This is a genomic window from Paenibacillus sp. FSL P2-0121 (genome assembly GCF_037975345.1).
Taxonomy (GTDB): Bacteria; Bacillota; Bacilli; order Paenibacillales; family Paenibacillaceae; genus Paenibacillus_AQ; species Paenibacillus_AQ odorifer.
Window position 1 is genome coordinate 354,104 of record NZ_CP150245.1, and the last position, 12,045, is coordinate 366,148.

General features: G+C 45.3%; 9 protein-coding genes. 6 read left to right on the forward strand and 3 right to left on the reverse strand.

What is annotated here, in order from left to right; all coding sequences use genetic code 11:
* The first annotated feature begins 56 nt into the window (after positions 1-56).
* Positions 57-893, forward strand: coding sequence for a DUF6492 family protein (locus MKY54_RS01580; RefSeq protein WP_076306549.1), 837 nt, complete (start codon positions 57-59; stop codon positions 891-893).
* 2 nt (positions 894-895) lie between these two features.
* Positions 896-2,275, forward strand: coding sequence for a sugar phosphate nucleotidyltransferase (locus tag MKY54_RS01585; RefSeq protein WP_339189193.1), 1,380 nt, complete (start codon positions 896-898; stop codon positions 2,273-2,275).
* A gap of 510 nt (positions 2,276-2,785) precedes the next feature.
* Here MKY54_RS01585 and MKY54_RS01590 read toward each other — a convergent pair.
* Positions 2,786-3,658: a Cof-type HAD-IIB family hydrolase gene (locus MKY54_RS01590; protein ID WP_076185562.1), complete on the reverse strand. Its 873-nt coding sequence runs from the start codon at positions 3,656-3,658 to the stop codon at positions 2,786-2,788.
* Between the two features lie 306 nt (positions 3,659-3,964).
* Between MKY54_RS01590 and MKY54_RS01595 the strand changes: the two genes are divergently transcribed.
* Positions 3,965-5,206 carry a DUF445 domain-containing protein gene (locus tag MKY54_RS01595; RefSeq protein ID WP_076185565.1) on the forward strand — a complete coding sequence of 414 codons (1,242 nt, stop codon included), beginning with the start codon at positions 3,965-3,967 and terminating at the stop codon, positions 5,204-5,206.
* 441 nt (positions 5,207-5,647) lie between these two features.
* On the opposite strand, the gene MKY54_RS01600 is transcribed toward MKY54_RS01595, so the two are convergent.
* Positions 5,648-6,787 carry a glycosyltransferase family 4 protein gene (locus MKY54_RS01600; protein WP_339189196.1) on the reverse strand — a complete coding sequence of 380 codons (1,140 nt, stop codon included), beginning with the start codon at positions 6,785-6,787 and terminating at the stop codon, positions 5,648-5,650.
* A 181-nt stretch (positions 6,788-6,968) separates the two neighbouring features.
* Here MKY54_RS01600 and MKY54_RS01605 point away from each other — a divergent pair, with 181 nt between their 5' ends.
* Entirely contained in the window at positions 6,969-7,745 is a 777-nt protein-coding gene (locus MKY54_RS01605) for a YheC/YheD family protein (RefSeq protein ID WP_232061115.1), read from the forward strand.
* On the opposite strand, the gene MKY54_RS01610 is transcribed toward MKY54_RS01605, so the two are convergent.
* A complete protein-coding gene (locus MKY54_RS01610) occupies positions 7,738-8,553 on the reverse strand; it encodes a hypothetical protein (protein ID WP_339189197.1) in 816 nt (271 codons plus the stop codon). The two genes, MKY54_RS01605 and MKY54_RS01610, sit on opposite strands and share 8 nt — an antisense overlap.
* A gap of 280 nt (positions 8,554-8,833) precedes the next feature.
* Between MKY54_RS01610 and MKY54_RS01615 the strand changes: the two genes are divergently transcribed.
* Together MKY54_RS01615 and MKY54_RS01620 are read left to right on the forward strand one after the other, a co-directional pair.
* Positions 8,834-11,338: a PAS domain S-box protein gene (locus tag MKY54_RS01615; protein WP_339189200.1), complete on the forward strand. Its 2,505-nt coding sequence runs from the start codon at positions 8,834-8,836 to the stop codon at positions 11,336-11,338.
* Positions 11,335-11,958, forward strand: a complete 624-nt coding sequence (locus MKY54_RS01620) for a C39 family peptidase (RefSeq protein ID WP_339189202.1) — start codon at positions 11,335-11,337, stop codon at positions 11,956-11,958. The genes MKY54_RS01615 and MKY54_RS01620 overlap by 4 nt, the downstream gene beginning before the upstream one ends.
* Positions 11,959-12,045 lie beyond the last annotated feature (87 nt).

Genomic DNA, 12,045 nt, shown 5'->3' on the forward strand with positions numbered 1-12,045 from the left:
CCCTTTTCCTATCATGCTCATATCCTAAAGCAAAAACATGATATGGAGATGACCCTATGCCCTCGCCCAGTAAGGCCCGCATCAGACATGCCGTTACTATAGATGTACTGATTCCCGCGATTGAAAAAGATTTACAGACCCTTCCCCATGTGATTGACGCTGTTAGAAAGCAGGTTAAGCATCCCATCGGCCGGATATTAATTGTTGCTCCCAAAAAGAAACGGATGATTGAGTTCTGCCGCACAAAAGGCTGTACCTTTATTGACGAGAATACGGTGCTGCCGATTACGAAAAAAGACATTCATTACCGCTCACGCACCTGGGAACGTTCCGGCTGGCTATTCCAACAGCTGCTGAAGCTGAATGGCGACAAGCTCTGCACGGCGGATTATTTTTTGGTCATTGATGCGGATACCGTTCTGATTACCCCCCACCGTTTTCGGGCGGACGGCAAGACACTCTTTTACAGCCGGAACTGGAGCCAACCACAGTATTTTGTAACCTATAAGAAACTCATGGGCCGCAAGGTGACCGCAAAATCATCATTTGTGACCCATTATATGCTGTTTGAACGCAGTCAATTGGCTCAAATGAAAAGAGAGATAGAAGCAAAACACCAAATGCCCTGGTATCGAGCTATTTTACACAGTATGAACCGCTCCAAGCAATTTGCCTTTTCCGAATTCGAAACCTATGCCAATTACCTGTATTCGAAGAATCGCGAGGGAATGAAGATTCAAAAAGCGCGTAATAAAGGTCTCCATATGAATGCAGGACAGCTATCCAAGCAGAAAGTGAATCAGCTGGCTGAGAAGTATAGATCATTGTCTTTTCATAAACGAAAGGGGTATGTGAGAACACCGGGGGCTAAATCCAGCGCAGGGGGGCGATAGGGTTGCAGATCGTACTCCTTTCAGGGGGATCGGGGAAGCGGTTGTGGCCGCTATCAAATGAGATCAGGTCAAAAGCTTTTTTAAGGCTGCTTCCAACAGAAGCTGGCGGTATGGAGTCGATGATCGAGCGGGTATGCAGAGGGCTGGAAGAGGTAGGTTTGTTGGATTCAAGTTGCATAGTGACTCATCGCAGTCAGGTGGAGATTACTCGCAAATCCGTTGGTGCTCAAGTCCCTTTATTAGCGGAGCCGCAGAAACGAGGGACTTTTACTGCAGTAGCTCTGGCGGCGAGTTATCTGCATTCTGTGAAGGGTATGGACTCAAAAGAGATCGTAGTGGTCATTCCGGTGGATTCGTATGTGGAGACTTCTTTTTTTAAACAGCTTCATCAATTTCCAAGTGTGCTTGCCGAATCACAAGCGGACATTGCTTTGATTGGTGTTTTACCTGAATTTCCTTCTACACAGTTCGGTTATATTCTGCCGGGTGAAGGGTCTGGGGTAGGGGGGACGTCTTTTTTAAATGTTAAGCAGTTTGCGGAGAAACCGAACGAATCGACAGCCGCCGAGTTCATTTCTCAGGGAGGACTGTGGAATTGCGGCGTGTTTTCCTGCTCATTAGGGTACTTGCTCTCAAGTATGGTCGAACGGGATCTTCCAGTAGATTACTTGGAGTTTATGGAGCATTATGATCAATTGCCAGAACGAAGCTTTGACTATGAGGTGCTAGAACACACGCGGCGAGCGGTTGTCATCCCCTATATTGGGGTGTGGGCGGATATTGGCAGCTGGGATGCACTTGTTCCCCATTTGCAAGGAAGAGTAATTGGCAGTGGGAGTATTTCTGAGGATTCAAAAGGTACCCATTTGATCAACGAACTCTCTTGTCCTGTGCATATCATCGGCGCTCCTGGTTTAATCGTGGCGTCGGGGCCAGATGGCATTTTGGTTGCTGGGATAGAGCAGGCAAAACGAATTAAGCAGAAGCTGGAGGGCCATGCGGCGAAGCCGATGATTGAAGAAAAACGCTGGGGTACCTCACGCATTTTGGACTTCTCTCGCACGGCGGCAGGTATTGAGGTTACGACCTCTAAAATAACCATTTTGGCAGGCGAGCACACCAGCTACCATTTTCATCGGCATACTAAAGAAGTTTGGTCTTTTCTTTCTGGAAATGGAGAATACCGGATGAATGGCCATCTTCATGCGGTTGCCGCCGGGGACACGGTCACGATTCCTGCTGGTACGAAGCATGGACTGCGGGCCATTACAGCGCTCGAATTGATTATTATTGAACTGTTGGAATTTCCTGAGGTGGATGACTACGTACGAGTGTCTGCCGAATGGGAGGGGGAGGACAGCTTCCTTGATGATTTGGGATGAATGGAAAGGTAGTTCGCTTTAACCCGGAGGCAGTTGTAGACATGGGGAGATTGACCGGCTGAAGTGAAATAGATGTATTCAGTGCAACTATTTCGTGGAGTAGCGAATCCCTTGCGATTTAGATGTAGTTTGTACAGTTAAAAATCGCGAATTTTTGCGTTTTGAATAGATTTGCTGAATATAAGTGTACAGAGTGCAATTAAATCCGAATTATCGCCTAAAAGAGGGCATTTAACTGTACGAAGTACAACTAATTCTTGAGAGGGACGGGGGATGCAATAGGCAAGCCACAGTAAGCTACAGGAAAGCGATAAGTAAGCAATAGGTAAGCCACAGTAAGCTACAGGAAAGCGATAAGTAAGCTATAGGTAAGCCACAAGCTAAACCACAAGCTAAATCTAAACCTAAAGTGTGATGGAAGCCCCCTACCTAGCAAAAATAAACCCACAAATAGCACCGTGAGCAGAACGCCCACGGTGCTATTTGTGCATTCACTGCTTTATATAGAAATTATTCTTTAGATTTTCTATTCAAAAGATGCTCAATTCCTGCCGCGACTCCGTCTTCCTCATTACTGGTGGTAATGAATTCCGCCATTTCCTTAAGAATTGGCGCTGCGTTAGCCATAGCAATCCGGTAGCCGGCCTTCTCGAACATCGGCTGATCGTTATAACTGTCGCCCATGACAGCTACATCCGCTAGCGAGATACCATAATGGTCAGCAAGCATGGTTACACCGGAGCCCTTGTTGGCCTCTTCATGGTTAATCTCGATATTATTTACATGGGAGGCGGTAATAATTAAGCCCGGAATAGCTGCGAAGCGTGTGGAAGCTTCCTTGAGCAGCTCTCGGTTTAGAGAAAAAGCCAATGTTTTATAAATAACATTTTCCTCCTTGCTCCACACCTCTTCCATACTCTCCACATAGGTTACCGCTGCTTGTTGAAACTGTTGATCGATCATTGCTTTCAGCAGCCAGCTGACTTCTTCAGGAACTTCATCATCGCTTAGTGCAGATAATTTCTCTAACCGTACACGTTTGTTCAGCTCTACATAAACGTTATCCTCAGTGTATACCTCGTAATACAAGTCCGGAATTTCGTTCATCCAGCGCAGGGCGGGAATGATGTCTGCTTTATTCAGCGGCGTGCTTGCCGCGAGGGTGCGATCAGATAATGTGACGACTGCGCCATTTAGACTGACTACAGGACATTCCAGATCCGCTAGCCGAAGCTGACGTTCTGCATCCATAAAAGAGCGCCCTGTAGCAATGATAACAATGTGACCTAGTTTCTGAGCTTTTATAATAGCTTCGCGGTTTTTTGGACTGATGTTTCCTTCTTCGTTCAGTAATGTTCCATCCATATCTAAAGCAATCAGCATATTGTATGAGCTCCTTTTCCAGGTAAAGTGGTACTTTTTAAGGGGGATTGAAACGTTACTTGTATCTTATCATTAATATTCTGAAAACCAAAAACCATTTTCATGCAACTGTACAATAATGAACGTCCAACAAGAGATAAGAGGTTTTTACAGTATATTTTTAGATAATAGTTCAGTCGTGGTACAATAGTTATCAAACTAACCGACTAGCCGAATCTATCGTCAGCTTATGTTCGTGGAACGTGACCCGACGGTATTTTTCCTGTGTAAGGACATCGGCAGCTGCTTATGTAAAGGGGACTATTTATGAGATCCAAAAACTTAGCCACCATGTCACTCGCCTTTATGGCATGTGGGTTTCTGATTACACTGTTTCTACCTGAAAACCTAGCCGTGATTCTACTGAGAGGTGGTTTCGAAGCCGGTTTGGTAGGGGGGATTGCCGACTGGTTCGCGGTAACGGCGCTGTTCCGCCATCCGATGGGGCTACGTATTCCACACACCTCACTACTGCTCAAGAATCGCGATAAGATCATCCAATCACTAATCACCGCGATGGAGACTGAGCTTCTTAACAAGGAAAGCATTGAGAACAAGCTGCGTAAGTTTGGCTTTATATCAATGGGCTCCAAGCTGCTGACAAAGTTTTTTAGTAAAAAGAAGGCAAGAGTACAAATATTGGAGCAGCTTGGCGAATTCGTGTCTCGTCTTCCGGTAGAGAAGGCAGTACCGTTTCTGCAAAAGGCAGCCTCCGAATATGTTCGTGAAGCTGAGCTTGGCGTTGCGGCTGATAAAATAGTTACTAAGTTAATGAATGACGGTAAAGATGTAGCTGCTCTAGACTATGCGCTGGAAGGGGTATCTACTTGGAGTGGACGTCCTGAAACGAAGGCTATGCTGGGCAAGATTGCCAGCGAGAAATTGGCTGAAGTGAAGCTTGGCGGACTTAAAGGTATGGCTTTTCAGGCTTTTGTCGGGTTTATGGATGCAGATATGCTTGGTGAAATGCTGCAAGGTATGTTGCAGTCCGGTATCCGCGATTTTCGGGAAGAGGATAGCCCATACCGTGAAGAGATTATCCGCGAGATTCGAGTGGCCCTGTTCCAGATTGTTAATGACGAGGCTAGACTGGCTTCATTAAAAGAATGGGCACTGAATGAGCTTGAAGGCGAAGCAGCAACCGCATTTCTGCATGCGCAATTGGAGAACATTCGCAGCAAAGCAATTTCCCTGTTGGAGGAAGATCGGGCGGCTGGCGGACGCAAGCTGTTCACGTTATATACCCTGCTTGTACGTCGTATTGGCAAGGAGCAAGAATGGATCAGCAGCTGGGAAGAGCGGATTCGCGCTTCGCTAATTGCCTTTGTAGAGGCTAACCACTACAGAATAGGTCTTTTGGTAAAAGAGAATCTGGACAGCATGGATGACGCTAGTCTAGTGAATATGCTGGAAGATAAAGTGGGTAAAGATCTGCAATGGATTCGTGTGAACGGAGCTTTATGCGGGTTTGTCGTAGGGCTTGTGCTTACAGTTATTCAATTGATTTGAATGAAACTTACCTATTTATTGTAAAATACGGAAAAAAAGCAGAGCAGCGATTCTCCCGTGAGGGAGGATCGCTGCTTTTTGTTGTTGCTCATGGCCTGTCTGCATCGTGGAGTAATAATCCTCCTCTGAGGCTTAAGGACCCATATGACGTTATTTGTTAGTTTTTGACCCTTGGAACATGTTTGCGGACTCCACTGGCGTTATTCCTATGGATGACGTTCATATGGGACATTTTTCATGCCAATAGTGGTTATAGGGTTCTTTAGCATTGCAAATGAGGGATAAAGCTGCGTTTGGGGTCAGCTGTGTCCGATAGCTACCTTGTATGCGCATATGTTACCTAATTCAATCGGAGATTGGTGCTTAGCTCAAGCAAGCTCCAAAAAGAAAGGGAACCCAGCAGCCAGTTGATGGCTTAGGAGGCCCCTACTTTGGGTGAGTCTACAATTGCATTCCACCTGCAAGAGTTCTGTTCCCCCGCTGTGGTGTTGCAGAAGCTTGGTACAGCTGTTCTAAATGGTTTGCTGTACGCTGCCAATTGAAGGCTTCAAGCGCGTCGGCTCTCCCTTGTGATCCGATGGTAACTGCCAATTGTGGATGGCGGGCTATCCGCAGCAAATACCGGGCAAAGGGTAAAGCCTCGCGATATCGTTCTACCAGATAACCGTTATGGCCAGAGGCGACTATCTCTCGGATGCCCCCATTATTCGAAGCGATAACAGGTAGACCGGATGCCATAGCTTCTACATTAACAAGACCGAAGGATTCATGGTTCTGGGAAGGGCATACAAAGCAGTCTGCCGCCTGATAAAGGGTGTGAATATTCTCATGAGCCACATTTCCTAGAAAAGTAACAGACACTCTCAGCCGCCGTGCAAGGAGCTTCAACTGCCGTATGTACGACGGTTTGCCTTTGCCGGCGATGACCAGATGAGCGGGGAGGTGTTTGTTTAAATGCGACATAGCACGGATTAATATAGGCACTCCTTTGCGGGGTATAACCCGACCCACGAACAAAACTGTGAAGGTCTGCGGGAGTTTGTAGAAACTACGAAGCTGTTGTTTTTCAGATATCTGCACAGGGGTAAACCGGTCAAGATCAGCTCCCAATAAGACAATATGAATCCCTGTGGTCAGTTGCGGGAAGCGGCGATCCAATCTTCGCTGTAAGGAGTGGCTGTTGGCAATGATCAGATCTGCTTTTGCTAAGGCATTGGCCACTTTATCTGTACCCGGTGTGAAGGTAAGCGAGTGCAGGAACAGAAATACCGGGATATGAGGAAGCTGCTTCTTTACAGCAGACATAAGATGGGGGCGATTATCAACCTGAATGATGTCAAAGGATTCTTTCTGAATGTATTCTAATACCGAAGTAAGATAATGGGCTGGGGTGCTTGCAGGCAATCGGATAATTCTGACCTGCTCCAATATAGTGGCAGCAGGTAGTCCAGGTACCTTCCGACTTACAATGGTTACCTTATGTCTCTCCGCCAGTCTTCTGGCAATGGCCCAAATGCAGATTTCTACAGAACCGTCTCCCGGAACTGGGAACTGCTCCGGTGCAATGATACAAATGTGCATGGTTCACGCCTCCTTTTATCCGCTAATGGATATCCTCTTCCACCATATGCAACACAGTAAACAGTAGATACATCCGAAAGCGGAGAGGGCGTTTCACTCATGCCATTTGTACAGTTGCAGCATAAAATACTAAGGCTTACTAAGGCCGTGATTATTTTTTGAGGGACAGGGGAGAGGACAGTTGGGAAAGAAGTTAAAGTCTGCATTGACCAGCAAATGGATTAAAACCAAGGTGCTCATGCGAAGCGCTGAAATTTCACCGTTGATTCCCGAAACGATAAAATTCAGTAAAGTCAATCTGAAAGCTATGCTGCTGAAATATGGAATGGTTTATGTTAAACCGGAATACGGTACCTATGGCAATGGTGTGATGAAGGTTGAGCAGAGTAGAGAGGCTCATGGAACAGAATATAAGTACCAAAGTGGAACAAGACTCAAAACCTTTAGAACCTTCGACGCCTTCCATTTATCTTTAAAGAAAGCAACGCGTGGACGTAGTTACCTGATCCAAAGAGGAATAGTTTTGCTAAAACACGGAAAACACCGCTTTGATATCCGTGTGATGGTCCAGCTCAGCCCGCAGGGCAAATGGGAAACTACCGGTCTGATCGGCCGGGTAGCTGAGAAAGGTAAGATTGTTACCAACTATCATAGCGGCGGCAAACTAACTGCTATGGAAAAGCTGCTGTCTCCTTATCTGAACGAAGCTCAGCAAGCGCAAATGCTTAAGATCCTGAGAAAGCTAGGAGAAGATACCGGACGTTTCTACCATAAGAAATATCCTGGGTTTAGACAGATTGGTGTCGATGTAGGATTGGATAGATCCATGACGCCTTGGATTATTGAAGTGAATACTAGTCCGGACCCGTATATTTTTAAACATCTTTCTGATAAAAGCATGTACCGCAAAGTAATGGCTTACCGCAGAGCGAATGAGAAGAAAAAGTCCGTTAAATGATCTGTTTCCTCGTATTTGCAATGACAGCAGAAATCTTTTGTTCTAATTCTATGATTTTTTGCTTGTGTGTTGCGATTTGGCGGTAACCGGAGACGAGTGAGGACAGAGACTGAGTGGTTAATGTAAGGTTTTGCTTGTGAATCGCTGCTTTTAAGTCACTCCAATCTGCGGAAATCCGTTTATTCAATGAGGTGACTACGCTTTTGTTTGATTTAATTGAGACCTGTGGACTATCAATGCCAGACAAGGTTTTGCGGGCATAGGTTATCTTTCGGGTACGTGTCTGTTTCGCTGCATTCAACTGATTCTGTCTGTCGCTAATTTCTTTGCGTGCCAACTGAACCAGGATCTTCATAGCATCACCTTGGGCTTGTAATACGGTATTCAAAGTCTTGTTTTTAAGACCCTTGGCGATCTTGATACGCTTATTAAGCGCATTGTACTGGTCGAATAAGGGCTGATAGTGCTGTTTGCAGCTCTTAACGGTAGCCTCCAGTTGAGCTACGGTTTCTAAATCAATCTCTTTAATTTGCTTACGTACTGCAATCAGTGTTTGCTCATTATTATAGTGAAGGGTTCGGATCTGCTCCTCACGATTATTGTATTGCATCTTTAAAGTAGATAAATCATTGTACAGATTAGTCATCTTTATCCTTGTAGGACCGTCGGCAGTCGCAGCTGTTAGATCAAAAGCCGCTTGAATAGAGGGTGTTAATTCAGTCGTTGCTGCAGCAAAAGCTTCCGTTGATGTGCTTAACGATAGCAGGATCACCAGTAGTAGTAAGGGGAATGACTTTAGTGCGTTCATTAATTCGCTCCTCCTTTTGTCCGTATCCCTGAAGACAACAAAAAAGCACCCGTAGCAAAGGCAAAAGCCTTTATTACGGGTGCTTCCATCGTAATAGGTCACGAACGATATATTTATTCTTAAATATAAGTTGTTTATTTGCTAGCGTCAATAATTTAAATTTAAATATTTCCAATTTAAAATAATGCGCTAGACATTTCTTTCCCCAGTTCTCTTATCGTATACTGACATAAGAAGGTATGAGAGCTTTAGCACTAGCAACAAAGGAGGTCTGGCTTAAATGGGCAGCTCGGTAGAATTTAACGCAATTCTGGATCATGCATTTATGAGGTCTCCAGAAGGAATGGCCGTACTGTTTTCGAATAACGGCGATTTCAACTGGATAAAAGTCAATCCGGCTTTTTGCAATCTACTTGGCTTTACGGAGGCCGAGTTTCTTGCCGGGGCTCTTTTTACAGAATCGGAAAATAGAGAGGCACATTCAAAAGAGCTCTCCTATAGATTAGTAATGGACGAGCTTCAGAAATCGCCAGCGGGCAGCTGGAAGAAGGAACATTGTTTTTTAAACAAAGAAGGTCAACCCGTTTGCCTGTCTCTCATGTTCTCTGGATTAGGAGCAGAAGAAGGACAAGCCCCTTCGTATATTATAGTATACGCAGAGGATATTACGGAACTAAAGATCGCAGCTCAGGAAACGGTGGATCATCGGGATCAGCAGCAGCAAATGGAAGAACAAATTCGCCAAAGTGAACGCAATTATAGATTGATGTCTGAGAATTCGCTGGATTTAATCTCGCGTCATGCGGTCAAAGACAGTGTTTTCTTATATTGTTCTTCGGCTAGCCGTACCCTGCTTGGTTATGAACCTGAAGAGATGGTTGGGACAAGCGCCTATAATTATCTTCACCCCGATGATCTAGTTATGATGCAAGGTTTAATGGAGCAGAGCCGCAGCTCTGGCGTTATTCCGGCTGTAGCTTACCGCTACCGCCATAAGAATGGCACCTATGTCTGGTTCGAGTCGAGCAGTCGTTATACCTATGATGATGAGGGAAATGTCTTGGAGATTATAGCGATTGGGCGGGAAATTACGGAGCGCAAGCAGTTCGAGTTCAAGCTTAAGGAGAGCGAGCAACGGTATAAATCATTGTTTGAATACAATCCATCTGCTGTGTACTCTATGAATTTGCATGGAGACTATTTGACTGCCAATGCGAATTTGGAGAAGTTGACCGGGTATTCGCTGGAGGAACTGATCGGAATGTACTTTGGCCCCATTGTGCATGAGAAGGACATAGAGAAGACGTTGTATCATTTTAACTTAGCCGCCCAGGGTTATCCTCAAAGCTATGATCTAACGCTTATTCATAAAGACGGACACTTTGTAGAAATTAATACTACCAATATTCCGATCATTGTAGATGACCAAGTAGTGGGTGTGTATGGGATTTCCCGTGATATTACAGAGCGCATCCGTTATACAGAACAAATTGAGAAGCTTAGCAATGAGTATACCCTTATTTTAAATGCGGTTTCAGAAGGCATCTTTGGACTCGATATGGAGGAGAAGGTGACGTTCATTAACCCTGCAGGTTTGCAAATGCTGGACTATGAACATGATGAAATTATGGGCCATCCTTATTTGGATCATATTCAGCAAATAGCGCTTGATGGGAGCCATTATCGGCCGCAGGAATCTCCACTGATGAAGGCTATTAAGTCAGGTGTATCTTATCAGAGTAAAGATGCGGTCTTGTGGCGTAAGGACGGTTCTAGCTTTCTTGCGGAATACCAGGTAACCCCTCTGTTTGATAAAGGGGAGCCGAAGGGTGTTGTTGTAGTATTTCGGGACATCACGGATGAGAAGGAAATCATTCGGGCGAAGGAATCCGCAGAAAAAGCAGACCAGGCTAAGTCTGAGTTCTTAGCTATTATGAGCCATGAAATCCGTACGCCGATGAACGGAATTGTAGGGATGACGGATCTCCTGGCGGAGACGGAGCTTGATGAAGAACAGCTTGGATATACTGACATTATTAAGGAGAGCAGCAGCTCGCTCCTATCTATTTTGAATGAAATACTGGATTACAGCAAAATTGAAGCCGGAAAAATGATGATTGTAAATGAGCCCGTGCAGCTTCAAGCCGTATTGGACAGCGTAATCGATCTATTTACAGCTAAGGCTTTGGAGAAAAATATTCAGTTATCATGCAGCATGGCACCTGGAGTCCCGCCACTGATTATGGGCGATGCCGGGCGGTTGCGTCAGATATTGGTCAATCTGGTCAGCAATGCAATCAAGTTTACAGATCGGGGCAGTATCAGTATTTACGTAGAGCAGAAGCTGTCCGCAGATCAAAAGAAATTAACTTTGAAATTTAATGTTAGGGATACGGGGATCGGCATTCCTCTAGAGAAGCAGCATCGGCTGTTTCAGTCCTTTTATCAGCTGCATTCCTCGTTTAATCGCAAATATGGCGGGACCGGATTGGGGCTGGCAATTTGTAAAAAGCTCGTTGAGCTGATGGGCGGAGCTATCGCTGTAGAGAGCAGTGAAGGAGAGGGCTCTAATTTCTATTTCACGCTGCAGATTAATCCTGATAGTAGTAAATCTGAGATAAATGTGGAAGATACAGTGCAAACAGAAGAACGGGAGACAACAATGGAAGGGGCAGCAGCTGCAGAAGGAGAATTGGATGCCGGTGCAAATGTAATTCTACTTCCGGAGGCAACTCCACATTGTACTCCTAAGTCTAGCCCTTTAAGAGGGGATCTATCCGAATGAAGCATGGACAGCCTCGGATTAGCAAGAAACTGCCTGCGGAGCCATATACACAGTGGGAGGTTGGGGTCGAATCCCCGTCCTCTGCATGTGGCCCAGCTACGATGGCAGCGTTAGCGGAGTATTGGAACACCCATTTAGGAGCGGACTTTATTCGGGGCAAAGGTCATTTTCCTTCCAAAGCCGCTCATATTAATTACATATACAGCCATCACGGTGGAAGACCTTGGGGGATGAGTGTGCGCCGTTTTACCAAAGGACTGAAGAACTATATCCATTCAGTGATTTTACCTAAGGATCAGCAAAAGTTACTTATTACTACGTTTAATGATTTTGAAGTATATAAAACAGAAATTGATGCCGGCCGGCCTGTGGCTGTTAAATTTGATAAGTGGTTTCGTCTGCGGTGGAGAGGTGAGTTTACTTACGATTACCATTGGGTACTAGGTATAGGATATGAGGGATTTGAGGACGGAGAGCGTGCTACCCTGATTGTCCACGATAATGGTGTGCGGTACAAGGACGGTAGAGTCACTCTAGGGAAAGAACGGCGTATTCCGTATTTTGCGAATAAAGACATTATTACGATGGTCGGGCTAGATATTGCAGCTGCATCGAGGTAGAGGGATTGTCCTGACAAAATAGCTTGAAAAATTTGAGTCCAAACGTTTGCACTACTTAGACGATCATACTATAATCCAGTTAATAAC